This is a genomic window from Mycolicibacterium neworleansense (assembly GCF_001245615.1).
In the GTDB taxonomy this organism is placed as follows: domain Bacteria; phylum Actinomycetota; class Actinomycetes; order Mycobacteriales; family Mycobacteriaceae; genus Mycobacterium; species Mycobacterium neworleansense.
The window spans coordinates 2862714-2880053 of sequence record NZ_CWKH01000001.1 but is presented as its reverse complement, the minus strand read 5'-3'; the positions used below and the strand labels follow the sequence as shown (position 1 = coordinate 2880053).

Genomic DNA, 17340 nt, shown 5'->3' with positions numbered 1-17340 from the left:
GCTACATCAACTCCGCCAGGTCGGTGACGACGATGTCGGCGCCGTCGCGGCGCAGTTGCTCGGCCTGTCCCACGCGGTCCACACCGACCACGAAACCGAACTTTCCGGCCCGGCCGGCGGCGACCCCGGCCAGCGCGTCCTCGAACACGGCGGCGTGCGCGGGGGAGACGCCGAGGAGTTCGGCGGCGCGCAGGAAGCTGTCTGGCGCCGGCTTGCCCGGAATGTTCTCGTCGCGCATCGTCACTCCGTCCACCCGTTGTTCGATGTATTTGTCCAAACCGGTGATCCTGAGCACCTCCTCGGTGTTCGCGCTGGAGGACACCACGGCGCGGCGAAAGCCCGCCTCGGCCACGGCCTGCAGATAGCGCCGCGATCCTTCGAACACCTCGACCCCGCCTTTGTGCAGCGTGTGGTGGAACATCGCGTTCTTCCGGTTGCCCAGTCCCTCGATGGTGTCGGCGTCGGCGGGATCATCGGGTGCGCCCTCGGGCAGTTGGATTCCGCGGCTCGCCAGGAATGACCGGACGCCGTCCTCTCGGCGCTTGCCGTCCACGTAGTTCAGGTAGTCGGCGTCGATGTCGAAAGCGGTGAACGTCTCACCGGTGCGTTCGGCCCGGCCTTTGAGGTACTGGTCGAACATGGTCTTCCAGGCCTTCTTGTGCACGCTGGCGGTATCTGTCAGCACGCCATCGAGGTCGAACAGGCAGGCGGTGATCTGCTCGGGCAGGCCCGGCATGGGCACCTCACTTTCGCCGACGTCCCCTCCATCATGTGTAGTCGCCGGGCGAGCGGTGTGTTCAAACACGGCTTCGGCGTGTTTGAAGTCCGGGCAGATGTAGAACCACCACCCTGCCGATGGGCTGGCGCGGCGGGGTGAGGCCGACGATAGAGTCGCAACAGATTGATCTAGCGGGGTAATCTGTCCTTGTGCCTCCCACTTCCTCAACCGCCGGTAAGCCGGTTGAAACGCGAGTTCGCCTGCTGGAGTCCGCTACGGATCTGTTCAGTCGGCAGGGCTTCGGGGCAACCGGGATCAAAGCGGTCCTGGCGGCGGCCGTGGCGCCCTACGGGTCGCTGTACCACTTCTTCCCGGGCGGTAAGCAGGAACTCGGCGCTGCCGCGCTCACCTATGGTGGCCAGCGTTGCCGGGAACTGCTCGAATCGGTATACCCGGTCGACTCGGACGTTGTGGAGGCGACCGCGGACTCGTTCGTGCGAGCCGCGAAATTACTTGAGGACACCGACTACGGTTGCGCCTGTCCGATCGCCACAATCGCGTTGGAAGTGGCGAACAATGACGAACTGATGCGGGCCTCGGCCGCTGAGGCATTCGAATCGTGGCTGGAAGTACTCGAGCGGCGTTTCACGGCTGCCGGGATGTCTGCCGAGCGTGCCCGCGATGTCGCGGTTGAGGTCTTCTGCCTCATCGAAGGGGCGGTGTTGTTGTCACGCACGACGCGCTCGCCGGTGCCTGTGCTAACAGCCGGGCGGGCCGCAGCCAACGCCGTCGCCGCCGGGCTCTCCGACGCTCCCAAGGGGCGGGGCCGGGGCAAGGCCGCTCAAGCCTCCCGCTGAAACGAACCAGATCTGATTGGGAGTGTCCCAACCAGATTCAGCTTTGGCGTGTGGTCACATATCTGGGGCCGACGCTCAGGCGCCGCTTCGGAGCTGTTGATCGCCTGTTGTACTGGCGCATCGAGCAGGCTCTGACCTGCCCACTAGACTGTTGCGGTGGCATCTGCATCTCCCCGTCCCGTCCTCGTCGTCGACTTCGGCGCTCAGTACGCACAGCTGATCGCGCGCCGGGTCCGTGAGGCCCGGGTCTTTTCCGAGGTCATCCCGCATACCGCCACGGTCGAGGAGATCAAGGCCAAAGATCCGCAGGCCGTCGTGCTGTCCGGTGGCCCGGCCAGTGTCTACGCCGAGGGTGCTCCACGCCTGGACCCTGCGTTGTTCGATCTCGACGTTCCGGTGTTCGGCATCTGCTACGGGTTCCAGGCCATGGCCCAGGCGCTGGGCGGCACCGTCGAACACACCGGGACCAGCGAGTATGGGCGCACCGAGCTCAACGTGGCGGGCGGTGACCTGCATTCTGAGCTGCCCGTCAGCCAGCCGGTGTGGATGAGCCACGGCGACGCGGTCACGGCCGCGCCGGAAGGCTTCGAGGTCGTCGCCTCCAGCGCCGGCGCCCCGGTCGCCGGCTTCGAGAACCGGGCCCGCCGCCTGGCCGGCGTCCAGTACCACCCAGAGGTTCTGCATTCCCCGCACGGCCAGCAGGTGCTGAGCCGCTTCCTGCATGAATTCGCCGGTATCGGTGCGACTTGGACCCCGGCAAACATCGCCGAACAGCTGATCGAGGCGGTCCGCGCGCAGATCGGTGACGGCCAGGCCATCTGTGGGCTGTCCGGTGGCGTCGACTCCGCGGTGGCTGCCGCGCTGGTGCAACGCGCCATCGGGGACCGGCTCACGTGTGTGTTCGTCGACCACGGCCTGCTACGGGCCGGAGAGCGGGCGCAGGTGCAGCGCGATTTCGTCGCCGCGACGGGTGCCAAGCTGGTGACCGTCGATGTCGCCGACCGCTTCCTGGAGGCACTGTCCGGGGTGACCAACCCCGAGGGCAAGCGCAAGATCATCGGCCGGGAGTTCATCCGTGCGTTCGAGGGTGCGGTACGCGACACCCTCAGCGAGGCGGACATCGACTTCCTGGTGCAGGGCACGTTGTACCCCGATGTCGTGGAATCCGGTGGCGGTACCGGCACGGCCAACATCAAGAGCCATCACAACGTCGGCGGTCTGCCCGACGACCTGAAGTTCAAGCTCGTCGAGCCGCTGCGCCTGCTGTTCAAGGACGAGGTGCGCGCGGTGGGCCGTGAGCTGGGCCTGCCCGAGGAAATCGTTGCCCGCCAACCATTCCCGGGTCCGGGTCTGGGCATCCGCATCGTCGGCGAGGTGACGGCTGACCGGCTGGACACCCTGCGACGCGCCGATGCGATCGCCCGCGAGGAGCTGACCGCCGCCGGCCTGGACCAGCAGATCTGGCAGTGCCCGGTGGTGCTGCTGGCCGACGTGCGTTCGGTGGGTGTGCAGGGCGACGGACGTACCTATGGTCACCCGATCGTGCTGCGCCCGGTGTCCAGTGAGGACGCCATGACCGCCGACTGGACCCGGGTTCCTTACGAAGTGCTGGAACGGATTTCGACCCGGATCACCAATGAGGTGCCCGAGGTCAACCGAGTGGTGCTGGACGTCACCAGCAAGCCGCCGGGCACCATCGAGTGGGAGTGACCTCTACTGGTCGGCAGGGTTGGTGGCAGCCTTCTCGACGTACTCGGTCAGCATCTGACTGACCACGGATTCGATGGTCGACTCGATCGAGGCGGCCAGCGTCGCGCTGACCGCGGACACCGCCTGCGTGCGGAACTGGATCAGCATCGTGATCAGCTCGGCCACTTCGGTATCGGCGGGCAGGGACTCGCCGGGCTTGATCTTCTCGGACACCTGCTCCACGCCCGCCTGCACCAGGATCGAACTGATCTGATCCAGGAGCGGCACCACCTGCTCGTGCACGTTGATCAGCGTGTCGATCGGCACGCCGTACCGCCGTACCTCGTTGAACGCCTCGATTAGCTTGGGGCGCACGATGATTGCCTCATCCGAGGACTTTTCAAGCTTGATCACGCCGTTGCCGACCAGTCTGTCGAACCCGGCCTCGTCATCGACCAGACGCCGGGCCTCGGCCACCGGCATGCGTTGTGGCTTCTCGGTCGCCCAGTTCCCGGCGATGGCGTCCTCCAGGCCGAGGACGTCGCCGATGTCCTTGCCCTGCTCCCAGGCCGACAGCATCTCGTGGACATGGGCGATGTTGTAGCCCCGGTCCAGCATGGAGGTGATCAGCCGCAACCGGGTCAGGTGGGTGTCGTTGAACAACGCGATGCGGCCGACCCGCAGCGGCGGGTGCAGCAGTCCCCGGTCGCGGTACACCCTGATGTTGCGGGTGGTGGTGCCGGCCAGCCGCGCAAGTTCGTCGATCCGGTATTCGCCGGACGCCGCGGCGCCGTGCGGCTGTACGGCGGCGTCGAAGAGTTGTGACACCGCCGTTTCGATGACGTCTCGTGATCCGCGCCGGATCTGCCGTGGGGCCCGGCGCAGACCGGTGAGGATCGTCGAGATGGCGCCCGCCGGCTGCCGGGGCTGCTTGGCTGCCATCAGGCCGAGGAGCTGATCGCGACACGCGCCTCGCGCGCCGCTACGTCATAGTCGCCGAGCCGGAAATCCCGCATCTGTCGAAGATACTGGGTCGCGGTGCCCGGATACATCGACGCGTTGAATCCGTCGGCGGTCAGGTACCAGCTGGTGCATCCCGACATCCAGGTCGTCTTCGTCAGCCGCTGCTGCAGCCGGGTGTTGTGCCGGTCCTGAACGTCGGACCGTACGTCGAGGTAGCGCAGATTCTTGCGGAGGATCGTGCGGATGCCGGTCACGGCGTAGTCGATCTGGCCCTCGACGTAGACCAGCAGGGAGTTGTGTCCCGGCCCGGAGTTGGGTCCGGTCATCAGGAACAAGTTCGGGTACCCGTGGACGTTGATGCTCTTGTACGCCTGGGCACCGCCCTTCCATTCGTCGGCCAGGGACCGGCCACCAAGCCCGGTGACCGGATAAGGCGGTCCGGTGAGGTGCACGTCGAAGCCGGTGGCGAACACGATCGCGTCGAGGTGGTGTTCGATGCCGTCGCTGGTGCGGATGCCCACCGGGCTCATCGTGGCGATGGGCCAGTCGATCAGCTTGCAGTTGTCGCGCTGCAGCGCGGGGTAGTAGTCGCTGGAGACCAGCATGCGTTTGCACCCCGGCGTGAAGTCGGGGGTCAGCTGCCTGCGCAGCCACGGGTCGGAAACCTGGCGGCGCAGATGCGCCTTGCCGAGCCGGGCGACCAGCCCGGTCAGCGGGGTGTCCCACACCATCGCCGTCGCACTCGCTTCATGGCCCCAGAACAGGAACTGGCGGGCGAGCTGTTGTGCGGCAGGAACTTTCGCGAACAAGGTGCGCGCGACCGGGGGAGTGGCGATGTCCAGGCGCGGGATCACCCAGCCCGGGGTGCGTTGGAACACCTTGACGAAGCCCGCGGTCTTGACCAGCTCCGGGATGATCTGCACGGCGCTGGCGCCGGTGCCGATGACGGCGACGCGCTTGCCGGTGAAGTCGTAGTCGTGATCCCAGTTGGCACTGTGGATCTTGTGGCCACGGTAAGTCTCCAACCCGCGGATGTCGGGCCACTTGTGGTCAGGTAGCGGGCCGGAGGCCAGTACCACCGTGCGCGCGTGAAACCGCTTGCGGCCCGTGGTCTTCACCGTCCAGATGCCCTCGGCTTCCTCGAACGACAGGCCGTTGACCTCGATCCCGAACTGGATACGCCGGCGCAGGTCGAAGGTGTCGACCATGTCCTCGATGTGCTGGCGGATCTCGTCGGCCGGGGAGTAGGCCCGTGACCAGTCCGGGTTCTTGACGAATGAGAACGAGTACAGCAGTGACGGGATATCGCATGCCGCACCGGGATAGGTGTTGTCGCGCCAGGTGCCGCCGACGCGGTCCGAGCGATCCAGGATCACGAAGTTGTCGACGCCGGCCTCGATGAGTTTGATCGCGGTGCCGATGCCGGTGAATCCGGCGCCGACGATCAGGGTGTCGTAGGTGCGCATGTCAGGCCGCCGGCTCGTGGGTCAGCTCTTTGAACCAGCTGGGTATCGGCCGCAGCAGGGTCTTGGGATAGCGGTCGGATGCCCACACCATCGGGTTCGCGATCCAGTGGTAAGGATGGCGTGGGTTGGTGACCATCCGGCCGTGCAGCTTGAGTAGCTGATAGGTCGGGACGCGCCAGGTGTACTCACCACGGCTGCCGATCTCCTTGAAGCGCATCATCGCCTTGTACAGTTTTTCCGGCTGTAGGCCCATGTCGACGATGTTGTTGCGCATCCGGTTGAGCAGGGGCACGTACATCAACGTGCCGATGATCACGCCCGGGGACGCTACGTTCCCGACGAACTCGACCGCCAGCCGCCGCACGGTGGAGTTGCCGATCATGTTGAGCACCTCGAAATCGACCGCGATGTGCCGGGATTCGTCGTTGTTGATCTTTTCGAAGACTTGATGACAGATCGGGTCGTCGACCTCTTCGAGCAGGAACTTCAGCAGCGCGCCGTCGAGTGCCACTTCGAGCATGGGGATGACGGTTCCGAGCACCGACAGCGACATGTTGTCGGAGAAGGTGTCCAGCCACTCGATGGCCAACCGGATGTTGACGTTCGGTTCGGGCATCTCGCCGTCTTCGAGCATTCCCCAACGCTTCATCAGCGCCAGTTCGGCATTGGCGTGCCGCTGCTCTTCGGCGTGGAAGTAGCGGTAGATCTCGGCGATGGTCGGGTTCGGTGCCTTCTTCGCCAGGGCGGCGAATCCACGCGCACCGACGTTCTCGATCCAGCACAGATCGGCCATGAAGGCCTTGAGCTTGGGCCGCATCTCATCGGTGATGGTCTCCGCACCCGGGGCCTCCCAGTCGATGTCGGCCAAGGCCCATTGACGGTCCTTGATCTTCGCCAGCATTCGTTCCATATCCATGGCCATGGCTAAACCTCCTGGTGGGTGCGGACGTGAGGAGCAGAATGATCGTCTGCGATGCGCGTCGCTATTCCTACCGCGCGGGTGTACACGGTCGGGGTGAGTCGTTTGATGCCCCAACCGATCCGGGCATCGGGTTGCGGCATGCAGTACAGGCCGCCGCGGTCGTTGGTATCCAGACACATCCGGGCGACCCGTTCGGGGGAGAAACCGGTCCAGCGCATGAGCCGGTCGGCCAGTTGCGTGGATTGTGCTGTGATTCGGCCTGCTTCGACGATGTTGGTCTTGACGAATGTCGGGCACAACACCGTCACGTTGATGCCGGTACCGGACAACTCGGCGGCCAGGGTCTCTGACAGCGACAGGGTTCCCGCCTTGCTCACGTTGTAGGCGGCCATTCCCGGAGCCGCGCCGAACGCGGCGGCCGAGGCGACGTTGATGATGCCGCGCGGCTGGTCCGTGTCCGCGGCGCGCAGAATCGGGGTGAACACGTGGCATCCGTGGATCGGGCCCCACAGGTTGATGCCGAGGACCCAGTTCCAGTCGTCGATGCTGACCTCGCCGATGGGTTGTCCGCCCGCGCCGACGCCGGCGTTGTTGACGACGAGGGAGGGCGGTCCGTCGAACCAGGCTTGGGCGGTATCGGCGAGGTGGGCGACTTCCTCGATCTGCGAGACATCACAGCGCAGCGCGGTGGCCTGCCCGCCGTCGGTGACGATGGCCTCGGCGGTGGCGCGGGCGGAGGCCTCGTCGATGTCGCTGCACACCACCCGGCCACCGCGGGCGGCCAGCTCGCGGGCGAAAGCGGCGCCGATGCCGCTGCCCGCGCCCGTGACGACGGCATCGGCGTGCCGGCTGCGTTTGCGGCCCGAGCCGAAGATGTTCATCTGACGACCTCGATGGTGTTGTGGCGCAGGGATTCCGAGATGAATCCTGCGGCCTGTTGCATGGCCGGGACGGCTTCCGGGCTGAGCCGGGGTAGCGCCTGGAACACGTGCACCTGATCCGGCCACACCTGCAGTTCGGCATCGCCGCCTGCGGCACGGATGTCGGTATCGAGAACGCGGGCGTCGCCGAGAAGCATCTCGGCGCCTCCGGCTTGGATCAGGGTTCGCGGCAGCGCCCGTCCGCCCGCGACATCCAGCTTCAATCGCGGATGGCTGACATCTACTCGTCCGCAATACAACTCGACCAGTCGCGCCGCGTCGGCCACGCGGATCGCCGGGTCGGGGCGCAGACTCTCGCAGGCGCGGGCGGTCGTGAATGTCAGGTCGATCAGCGGGGAGAACAGCACGAGCCCGGCGGGGTGGGCCACGTCGGGCTGCAGTAGCAGATCTACGGCGAGATGCCCGCCGGCGGAGTCACCCGCCATCACGATGCGGTCCGGACGAAGCCCGCGTTCGGTGCACAGCCAATCCCAGCCCGCACGGACGTCGGTGGCGGCGGCGGGGAACCGGTGTTCGGGAGCCAGGCGGTAGTCGACACAGAACACGGGCAGTCCGGTCAGGCGCGACAGCCACGCAGTGAGCCGCCGGTGTGTCCGCGGCGAGCACAGTACGAATCCGCTGCCGTGCAGGTAGTAGATGGCACGCTCACCTTCGGTCACCCCCGGACCGCGCACCCATTCGCCCACCACGCGTCTGCCGTCGGCCATGCGTACGTCGACGCGTTCGACGCGAGTGCCCGAAACAGACGGCCCGAAGGTGGCCATGATCCGCGCGATCAGCCTGCGTGAGCTCCACAACCCCCAGCTGGTGTCCGGGGGCAGGGCGGCACTGAGATTCCGCAGGGTAAGGCTGCTGACTCTGGATGCGCTGCGGGACCGCAGAGATCCATGTCGGGGCACTGCCGGGCTGGTTCCGGGCATGAGGGCCTCCTCGTTGAAGCGTGCGAGGAGTACATCAGCAATTGATGACATTTGTCAATGTCACCAATTGGCGATGATTTGTTTCTGCATGGTCGGCGGGGATTCACCGAGCTGGGTCTCCGCGCCAACGAAAACTGTTGACGTACTTGCCCATATCCAGGGCAAGGTCCAAGTTGGCGCCGGACGGGATGCCTGGGCCGAAATCGGGGCCGTAGGCGTGATAAGGACCGGTCGCGACGGCGATCAGGGCTAGGTCGTTCTTGACCGCGGCCAGAATGACCACCCGGATCCGCATGTAATCGCCAGTGGCGTTCTGCGGCCAGCTGTCGAGGACCATTCCGTATCCCGGTTGATAACCGACCATGGCATTCGGGATCTCGTAGTCCATGTCGGTATCGGGATACGTGCCCTCGACCAGGGCCGTGGCGATCTCTTTCGGCGTCCGTCCGGCCGCGGGTTTGCCGAGGAGTTGCATGGTGCCGCCGTCCCCGGCGACGAAATCCGCCGTCACTCCGTCGTCCGCGGTAGTGACCGTATAGGCCGCGCCGGTGGCCGGATACGCGACCGAGAACGCGCCGTCCGGGGCGGTGAAGCGGGGATTCGTCGCCACTGGCTCCGTCGTCGGCGGGCGGCCGCAGTCCGGCGGGCAGACGTAACGTGCGGGCGGGGGGCTGAGAACCGCCGACACCCCGACGAGGGCGGCGGCCAGCACCGTGACACCGGCGCCCCACGCGCCCAGCACGCGGCGATCACCGATTTCGTACGGCGATCGCGACAACGCCCGGATCGCCACTCCGCAGTTGCGGCAGAACGGCGCGTCGGGAACGGATTGGCCGCATTGCGAACACAGCAGAGATTCGCCGGCGCTCACGGGGGTGTGCGCCTCGTAGAGCAGGGCGAGCTGCAGACCGACCCGCACCGCCAGCATCGCCGCCGCCATCACGGCCAGATGCACTGTCAGTACCCACATCTGTGACACCGGGGCCAGGTCCATCAGGCCGAGGATCACGTAGCAGGCGGGAATGGCCGCGGCTGTCAGCACCAGGGCCGTGCGCGTGTACTCGGGGTGCTGACGCGGGTGGTCCACCGCCGGTGTGAACCACAGGACGATGCCGACGAAAGCGCCGGTGGCCGCAGCGGTCAACGGCACCGCCACCGCCTGGATGCCGGCTTGGACCAACAGCCCGATCAGTGGGCGATCGTGGTCGACCAACCCGTCGTCGAACTGGGGAGCGAACCGGCTCAGCGTGGCGGCCGCGGTGAACGCAAGGCCGCCGAGGGCGCCGATTGCGAAGCCGTCCAATACTTCTCGTGTACACGGCCGAAGCAGTCGGATCACCACCACCGGGATCAGCATCAGCACCAAAGCGCCGAGCGGCACGCCGAGGCCGTCGCGGATGATCCGGAACTGGGGGACATCCGCGCCCATCGGCATGTCGTATTCCCGGGCCACCGCGGTCCCGGTGGTCAGTGCCCAGGCGGCGCCCAGTCCGGCACCCAAGGCGCCGGTCAGCAGCAGGGTATGCACCGGAAGGCGTTGAAGCTCAGCGGATTTGCGTAGATACGCGACGAACAGCAGCGGCAATCCCAACGCCGCGAGCGCGCTCATCGCCGCGGGTAGTCGCAGCAGCGTGCAGGCGGCCACCGCAACCGCCAACACCCCTACCGCCACCCGGAACGGTGCGCGCGAAGCGTGCGGTAGCTCCGGGAACAGCGAACTGACCACCGACGGCCGCAGCAGATGTTCGTTCCGTCCGGCGCAGTACGCCCGGATTCGCAACCACTCCGGCCGATCGCGGCGTGACTGGCGGCAGGCGCCGCACCGGCCGCAGAATGCGCCCGCCGCAACCTCGGTTCGGCAAACCCGGCATTCCATGGTGGGTACCGGGTCGTCGCCGGTTCCGGCGGTCATGGCGTGCGTGGCCGCAGGATCAGCGGCCGATCTGTGCCGGTGCTACTGCCGGTGGGGGCTGCCGATCCCGTGCCGCCCGGTGGGCGGGGCCGGAGGTTCGACGTGGGTGGGCGTGAACTTGTTGTTGCCACCGGGGGAGACCTGCTTCTCGGTGGGCTCCGCGGGCGGCGGCGCCGGCGGAGTCGTCACCGTTGTGGTTGTGGTGGTGGTCGGGGTGGGGCTGGTGGTCTCAGGTGCTTTTTCGCCGGTACCGCAAGCGCTGAGCCCGATCATCCCGATGATCGCGGCGGCGGCCGCAGTGGCTGCGAGGCGACGAGTCGATCGACGTGACCTCATGATTAGTCCTAACTGTCCCCCGCTGGGCGGTGCAGAATCAGCAACCGAATCGAATTGCTAGCAAACTTTAACCCCGCGCCGTCCGGCATGGGCGTCAATTGCGACTTTTCAATCGGCGCCGACGTCGGTACCGAACCGGCGGGTTCAGCGGCTGGGATCTCCGCGCCAGCGGAAGCTGTTGACGTACTTGCCCATGTCCAGGGCCAATTGCAGGTTGGCGCCCGAGGGTTTACTGGCACCTGAGCCGGGCCCGAATTCCCGGTACGGTCCGACAGCCGAGGCGACGAGCGCGAGGTCGTCCTTCACCGCGACCAATACCAGCACGCGCATCCGCATGTAGCTGCTCGTGGCGCCCTGCGGCCAGCAGTCGGCGACCAGGCCGAACCCCGGGTGATAACCGACCATCGCGTTGGGGATGTTGTAGGCGGTCTTGGTGTCCGGAAATGTCTTTTTGACCAGGGAATTCGCGATGTCCTCGGCGCTGCGTCCACCCGCGGGCTCGCTGAACAGCTGCAGCATGCCGCCGTCACCGGCCTGGAATTCCGCGGTGACACCCGTCGGATTGGTGGTGACCTTGTAGGCCGACGAGGCCACCGGGTAGGAGACCGAGAAACTGCCGTCGGGTGCGGTGAACACCGGGTTGATCGCGACCGCCTCCCCGGTCGGGGGACGCCCGCAGTCGGGCGGGCACATATAGCGGGCCGGGGGTCTGCTCGTCGTATGTGAGATCCAGACCAGGATGCCGGCCACCAGGGCGATTCCGGTAACGAGGATGCCCAGCACTTTCAGTGCTGACGTTCCGCGGACGGCCCGGGTTCTTCCGGTGGCGACGGGCACCGCGTATCCGGGAAAGAACGTGCTCATCCGGCGTCCGGTCCTGCGTCACGTACCGGCCGGTGTTCGCGGCGTTGTTCTCTGGACGTACGCGAGGACGCGTGGGTGGCCGCACCGCAGTGTGGGCAGAACGACATGTCAGGCACGATGTGGCCGCAGCGTGGGCAGTAGATGGGTTGGTCAGAGGCGATCTCGTCTTGCGCTTCGTGCAGCAACGCCAGATGCAGACCGACGCGTAGTGCCAGGATCGCCATCACCGCGACGCCGATGTGCACGGTCAACTGGATCCACTGGGGGACACGGGCGACATCGACCAGCCCCAGTGCCGTGTAGACGATCAACACTGCGAACGCGCACGAGAACATCACCAGCCGGACGTATCCGACGTGCTTGTCGACTTTGGTGGCCGGACGGGTGAACCACAACGCCGCACCGATCAGACCGCCGATGGCTGCTGCGGTCAAAGGTACGGCGACACCGCGGATTCCGGCTTCAACGATCAGCCCGGACATCGGGCGGTTGCGCGCCACCATGCCGGTGGTGAGTTGTGGTGCCAGTCGGGTCAGGGTGGCTGCCGCGGTGAAGGCCGTCGCGCCGAGCGCGCCGATCATGAAGCCGTCCAGAGATTCCCGGCTCGCGGGCCGTGTCAACCGGACCACGACGGCGGGCACCAGCATCAGAATCGCGCCGCCCAATGGAATCCCCAAGCCGTTGCGCATGATCCGGAATCCGGTCACCCCGGAACCCAGTGGTACACCGTAGGACTTGGCCATGACGTGGCCGGTGAGAAGAACCCAACCGACGCCCAGCGCGATTCCCAGCCCGATGGTCAGGGCGAGGTTGGCGCGGTGAAGGTCACGGAAGGCGTCGGACTCATAGAGATAGATCAGAAACAGCAGCGGAAGCCCGAGCGCGGCGACCGCTATCAGGGCCGCGGGCAACCGGAACAGAGCACACGCCACCAGCCCGGCCACCAAGGCCAGCATCGCGACGCGGAACGGGGTGCGGGATTGGTGAGACAGGTGGGGGAACAGCGAGCTGGCGATCGACGGGCGCAGCAGGTGCTCATCGGGGGCGACACAGGACGCGCTGAGGCGCAACCATTCCGGCCCGTCTCCTGGCTCCTTGTCGATCGGCACCCCGCACAGCCCGCAGTACTTGCCGTCAGGCACATCGACCTTGCAGACGCGGCATTCGGTGGTCGGCACGTCAGTGTCGTCAGGCGTGTCGGTCATCGGTTCGCCTTCTGCAGGACAAGGAGGTTCTTGACGAGGTTCTCCACATCGGGTGTGCCCAGCCCGGTCACCATGTCGTAGCCGGGTGCGGCACTGGCCACCGCGTTGCCGCCGAGGGTGACGTCACGGAAAGCCGGCAGCGGTGCCCCTTTGGCGATGCGGTAGAGCAGCGGATTGAAGTCACCGATGGCGTGGCCGCCGTGGGCGGTCAGGTACTGATTCATCACCGCGGCCATCGCGGCCCACAGCGGCGCGGACTGGGAGGTGCCGCCGCCGACCAGAACCTGGCCGTTCAGAACGATTTTCACGCCGGTGAACGGGTCGGCGACCGCGGAGATGTCGGGAGTCAGCCGCTTCTGGTCACCGCCGGCCTCGGTGCTGCCCGGTGCGGTCAGCCCCTGCTGCCAGTCCGGACGGTCGAACAAGGATGACACTCCGCCACCCGTGCCCTGCGACAGCGGGACGTCGAACCAGGCCTGCTCGGCCAGCCAGCCGCCATCGGCGTCGGTAGACAGCGTCGTGCCGCCGACATCGGTCATCTCCGGCAGGGAGGCCACCGAGTCCAGGCCGATGTCGTCCTTGCCCGGTGCGGACGACCAGTCCTGTCCGCCTTTGCATTCCAGGCCGGCCAGGTCGCCACTGGCGTTGAATGCGGTGGTGCCGTGGGTATGTGCGGTGGCCAAGGCGGAGCGGACGGGGGCGAGGTCGGCGGCGGTGATCAGCTTGTCGCAGCCCCAGCCGATGGAGAAGCTCCACACCGCGCCGGGGAACTGCTGGTCCGCGGACTCCAGCATCTTCCCGATCTTCTCGTAGGCGCCGTCACCCTGCACCGTCGGGCGGGCATTGACGACGACCTTCTGCGCATCCGGTGCGATGGCATGGGCCACCTGCAGATCCATGGTGGTCTCACCGCGTGGTGCGCTCGGCTGCCCGCCGACCACGGTGGGGGTGAACCTGGGCAGGCCGAAGGTGGTGGCGAAGGTGTCCAGATCGGTCTGATCGAAACCGTCGAATGCGAAGAACACGATGGTGGTGCCCTTGCCGGTGAATCCCTGCTTCGCCAGCTCGGTGAGGTTGTAGGTGTTGAGCACACCCTGGGGAGTCAGGCCCTGGTCCGGTACGTCGGTCGGCAGGTTCCGAAGGTCCGGAAGCGACATTCGGTAGGGCGTGTAGCCCAGGATGCGGCCGACTTCGGCCACCTCCCCGGCCAGCGGTTCGGGTATCGACGGCTGCTGCGGTGAGGCGTAGAACTCCTGACCGCGCCTGCCCCGGTAGTCGTGGATGTCCACCCCGAATGCGGATGCCATTGCCGGGGATCGGCCTTCGGCGATCGCCCAGGCGTCACCGGGGCGCCACCGGATCGACAGCGAATTCGCCTCGGCCCACCCGAACAGCGCGGCCGGTCGGGTGGTGTGGCGCAGCGTCATGGTGAGCTGTGCCGAGCCGTCCTCGGCGGGGCCGAGATCGGTTGAGGCGGAAAGTAATTGGGCGTACGGACCCGTGATATGGGTGGGCCCGTACGCCCAATCTTCCGCGGTGGGAGTGGTTCGCAGGTCGGAAACCAGCAGGGCGCTGAACAGGATCAGCGCCAGTACCGCCCGCCCGGGGGCGATGTTCATCCCGGCCATGGGCGAACGACCGACTTTCTGCGCTCCGCGTCTAGTTGTCGCCGGGGACCGCGGTCGGTGCCGGCGGTGCCTTCACCTCGGGCGTGAACAGGTTGCCGCCGGTGGGGTTGATCGACTTCTCGGTCGGCTCGACCGATGGCGGCGGTGCCGGGGTGGCCGGCGAGGTGGTTGTCGTCGTTGTCGTCGTGGTCGGGGTGGTGGTCTCGGGACCCTTCTCCTCGGTACCGCACGCCGCGGTGAACGAGATCATCCCGATGACTGCCGCACCGCCCGCGATGACGGTGAGCCGACGAGTCAACTGCCCAGACTTCATGATGCTGTCCTCACTGTCCCCCGTGCTGTTACAGAACTTGGCCTTCGGCGAATCGCAGTGGATTCCCACTACTTGCAACGCAAGTCGTGGCCAGTCCCATCCCGAAGCGGGTTCTGGTGAACGGAACTCTAACTTAAGGTCCGCGCGGTCGCAGAGCCATTCCGTCCGGCCCTGCTCTCCGGGGCCGGTGACCGCCTCCGGCAGCTTGACGCTGTCGGGGGGTGGGTGTTTACTCGAGCCATCGAACATATATTCGAAAATCGGGTGAAACAGATGGTGTTGGAGGTGTTGTTGTGACTCTTGCGGCAGAGCGCGATTTGCACCTGCTCACCCGGTCTGAACAGGTAGAACACCTCCGCCGCAAGATTGCCTCGGTGTCGGGGAGGGTCGGCCAGGCGCACCGCGGCGTACCCCGGTCCCCGGCGGTCGTCCCGGCGCCGGAATCTTTGCTGGAGCCAGCTGAGGCGCTGGTTGAGACGTTGCCCGAGGGCCTGCCGACGATGCTGCCACGCGGGTCCGTCGCGGTGGCTTCCGGCGCCCGGTCACTGTCGCTTGGGATGGTGGCGGCGGTGACGGCGGCGGGTGGGCATGCGGCAATCATCGGGCAACCCGATGTCGGCCTGCTGGCCGCGGTGGAGATGGGTGCCGATCTGAGCCGGCTCGCGGTGATCCCCGATCCGGGCGCCGATCCGGTCGAGGTGGCCGCGGTGCTGATGGACGGGATGGACCTGGTGGTGCTCGGGCTGGGCGGGCGTTCGGTACCGCCGAGCCGGGCCCGGGTGATGGTGGCGCGGGCCCGGCAGAAGGGCTGCACCCTGCTGGTCACCGATGGTGACTGGCAGGGCGCATCGGCCCGGCTGGAGGCCCGGGTGTGCGGCTACGAAGTGGCCGGTTCCGGCCCAGACGCCCCGACACCCGGGCACGGCCGGATCAGCCGGATCCGGCTGACCATGCGCGCTCGGGGGCGGGGCATCGGGTCGGCATGTGCGGCAGGCGGATAAGCCGTGCCCGCGGATTCCAGGGTGCTGGCCCTCTGGTGTATGGACTGGCCGGCGGTGGCCGCGGCGACGGCGGCAGGTTTGACGTCGACGGTGCCGGTCGCGGTCACCCTGGCCAACCGGGTGATCGCCTGCTCGGCGTCGGCGCGTGCGGCCGGGGTCCGGCGCCGGCTGCGTCGCCGGGAGGCGCAGGCGCGGTGCCCACAACTTCATGTCGTCACCGCCGACCCGGCCAGGGATGCGCGCCATTTCGAGAATGTGACGCTTGCCGTCGACGATCTGGTGCCGCGTGCCGAGGTGCTGCGCCCGGGCCTGCTGGTGCTCTCGGTGCGTGGTGCGGCCCGCTACTTCGGGTCCGAAGCGGTTGCGGCCGAACGATTGATCGATGCCGTCGCCGCGGCGGGGGCCGAATGTCAGGTCGGTATCGCCGATCAACTTTCCACCGCGGTCTTCGCCGCCCGGGCCGGTTGCATCGTCGAACCCGGAAACGACGCGTCGTTCCTGTCCGGGTTGTCGATCCGGCAGTTGGCCACCGAACCGGCCCTGGCCGCCCCCGGTCGCGAAGACCTGGCAGACCTGTTGTGGCGGATGGGCATCCGGACCCTGGGGCAGTTCGCCGAATTGTCCCGCACCGATGTCGCCTCCCGGTTCGGGGCCGATGCGGTGACGGCGCACCGATTCGCCTGTGGGGAGCCCGACCGGGGCCCCTCTGGGCGGGATCCGGCCACCGAACTCGATGCGGTGATGAACTGTGACCCGCCGATCGAACGGGTGGATGCCGCGGCCTTCGCCGGCCGGTCACTGGCCAGTGACCTGCATCGCCATCTGGAGGCGGCCGGGGTGGGCTGTACCCGGTTGGCCATCCATGCCGTCACCGCCAATGGTGAAGAGCTGGAACGGGTCTGGCGGTGTGCCGAACCGCTGACCGAGGACGCCACCGCCGACCGGGTGCGTTGGCAGCTGGACGGCTGGCTGAACCGCCGCACCTCCGACCGGCCCACCGCTCCGGTCACGGTGCTGAGCCTGCGCCCGGTGGAGGTGGTGTCGGCGGCGGCGCTGCAGTTGCCGCTGTGGGGAGGGATAGGGGAGGAGGACCGCCTGCGGGCCCGGCGTGCGCTGCTGCGGGTTCAGGGTCTGCTCGGGCCGGAGGCGGTGCAGGTGCCGGTGCTCAGTGGTGGCCGCGGGCCGGCCGAGCGCATCACCTTCACCCCGCTGGGAGATGAGCCGGTACCGCGCGCTGACCCTCGGCAGCCCTGGCCCGGTCAACTGCCAGAACCTTCGCCGACTGTACTGCTCGATGATCCGGTGGAACTTCTTGACGGACAGGGAAACCCGGTCCGGGTCACCAGCCGCGGCCTGTTCTCGGCCGATCCGGCGCAACTGGCCGGCGCCGGTCGCCGCGACGGCAGGCTGCGCTGGTGGGCGGGGCCGTGGCCGGTCGACGAGCGGTGGTGGGATCCGGAGAATCGGGGGGCTGGACGCACCGCGCGGGTCCAGGTGCTGCTGGGTAGTGACGAGCGAGACGGCAGGGGCGACCTGGCTCTGCTGCTGTGTTACCGGCAGCGCCGGTGGTATCTGGAGGGTGCCTATGAATGAGGCGCGGGCGCG

16 protein-coding genes are annotated in these 17340 nt (G+C 67.2%); 4 read left to right on the top strand and 12 right to left on the bottom strand.

Annotated elements, in window-relative coordinates; all coding sequences use genetic code 11:
- Position 1: 1 nt before the first annotated feature.
- Entirely contained in the window at positions 2-736 is a 735-nt protein-coding gene (locus BN2156_RS13775; RefSeq protein ID WP_090514655.1) for a beta-phosphoglucomutase family hydrolase, read from the bottom strand.
- 191 nt (positions 737-927) lie between these two features.
- Here BN2156_RS13775 and BN2156_RS13770 point away from each other — a divergent pair, with 191 nt between their 5' ends.
- On the top strand, positions 928-1575 hold the full coding sequence (locus tag BN2156_RS13770) for a TetR/AcrR family transcriptional regulator (protein ID WP_090514652.1): 648 nt from the start codon (positions 928-930) through the stop codon (positions 1573-1575).
- 156 nt (positions 1576-1731) lie between these two features.
- Entirely contained in the window at positions 1732-3285 is a 1554-nt protein-coding gene (guaA, locus tag BN2156_RS13765) for a glutamine-hydrolyzing GMP synthase (protein ID WP_090514649.1), read from the top strand.
- Positions 3286-3288: 3 nt separating this feature from the next.
- On the opposite strand, the gene BN2156_RS13760 is transcribed toward guaA, so the two are convergent.
- From BN2156_RS13760 to BN2156_RS13710, 11 genes are all read right to left on the bottom strand, one after another.
- Entirely contained in the window at positions 3289-4206 is a 918-nt protein-coding gene (locus tag BN2156_RS13760; RefSeq protein ID WP_090514646.1) for a MerR family transcriptional regulator, read from the bottom strand.
- Positions 4206-5693 (bottom strand): flavin-containing monooxygenase, encoded by a 1488-nt coding sequence (locus BN2156_RS13755; RefSeq protein ID WP_090514643.1) that lies wholly within the window; start codon positions 5691-5693, stop codon positions 4206-4208. Before BN2156_RS13755 ends, BN2156_RS13760 begins: the two co-directional genes overlap by 1 nt.
- A gap of 1 nt (position 5694) precedes the next feature.
- Positions 5695-6615, bottom strand: coding sequence for a reductase (locus BN2156_RS13750; RefSeq protein WP_090514640.1), 921 nt, complete (start codon positions 6613-6615; stop codon positions 5695-5697).
- Between the two features lie 2 nt (positions 6616-6617).
- Positions 6618-7496: an SDR family NAD(P)-dependent oxidoreductase gene (locus tag BN2156_RS13745; RefSeq protein WP_090514638.1), complete on the bottom strand. Its 879-nt coding sequence runs from the start codon at positions 7494-7496 to the stop codon at positions 6618-6620.
- Positions 7493-8476, bottom strand: a complete 984-nt coding sequence (locus BN2156_RS13740) for an alpha/beta hydrolase (RefSeq protein ID WP_090515896.1) — start codon at positions 8474-8476, stop codon at positions 7493-7495. The genes BN2156_RS13745 and BN2156_RS13740 overlap by 4 nt, the downstream gene beginning before the upstream one ends.
- Positions 8477-8579: 103 nt before the next feature.
- Positions 8580-10388, bottom strand: coding sequence for a zinc ribbon domain-containing protein (locus BN2156_RS13735; protein ID WP_162839220.1), 1809 nt, complete (start codon positions 10386-10388; stop codon positions 8580-8582).
- A 42-nt stretch (positions 10389-10430) separates the two neighbouring features.
- The gene (locus tag BN2156_RS13730; RefSeq protein WP_162490798.1) at positions 10431-10724 is read right to left on the bottom strand and encodes a hypothetical protein; all 294 of its coding nucleotides are present in this window, start codon (positions 10722-10724) and stop codon (positions 10431-10433) included.
- A 144-nt stretch (positions 10725-10868) separates the two neighbouring features.
- Positions 10869-11588 carry a hypothetical protein gene (locus tag BN2156_RS13725; protein WP_090514632.1) on the bottom strand — a complete coding sequence of 240 codons (720 nt, stop codon included), beginning with the start codon at positions 11586-11588 and terminating at the stop codon, positions 10869-10871.
- Positions 11585-12793 (bottom strand): zinc ribbon domain-containing protein, encoded by a 1209-nt coding sequence (locus BN2156_RS13720; protein WP_090514629.1) that lies wholly within the window; start codon positions 12791-12793, stop codon positions 11585-11587. The genes BN2156_RS13725 and BN2156_RS13720 overlap by 4 nt, the downstream gene beginning before the upstream one ends.
- Complete coding sequence (locus BN2156_RS13715) at positions 12790-14412, bottom strand: S53 family peptidase (RefSeq protein ID WP_407661727.1); 1623 nt, start codon at positions 14410-14412, stop codon at positions 12790-12792. Before BN2156_RS13715 ends, BN2156_RS13720 begins: the two co-directional genes overlap by 4 nt.
- 40 nt (positions 14413-14452) lie before the next feature.
- Positions 14453-14734, bottom strand: a complete 282-nt coding sequence (locus BN2156_RS13710) for a hypothetical protein (RefSeq protein ID WP_090515892.1) — start codon at positions 14732-14734, stop codon at positions 14453-14455.
- A 293-nt stretch (positions 14735-15027) separates the two neighbouring features.
- Between BN2156_RS13710 and BN2156_RS13705 the strand changes: the two genes are divergently transcribed.
- Together BN2156_RS13705 and BN2156_RS13700 are read left to right on the top strand one after the other, a co-directional pair.
- Complete coding sequence (locus BN2156_RS13705) at positions 15028-15735, top strand: DnaE2-dependent mutagenesis accessory factor ImuA' (protein WP_090514622.1); 708 nt, start codon at positions 15028-15030, stop codon at positions 15733-15735.
- 39 nt (positions 15736-15774) lie between these two features.
- On the top strand, positions 15775-17328 hold the full coding sequence (locus BN2156_RS13700) for a DNA polymerase Y family protein (RefSeq protein ID WP_210436649.1): 1554 nt from the start codon (positions 15775-15777) through the stop codon (positions 17326-17328).
- The last annotated feature ends 12 nt before the right edge of the window (positions 17329-17340 follow it).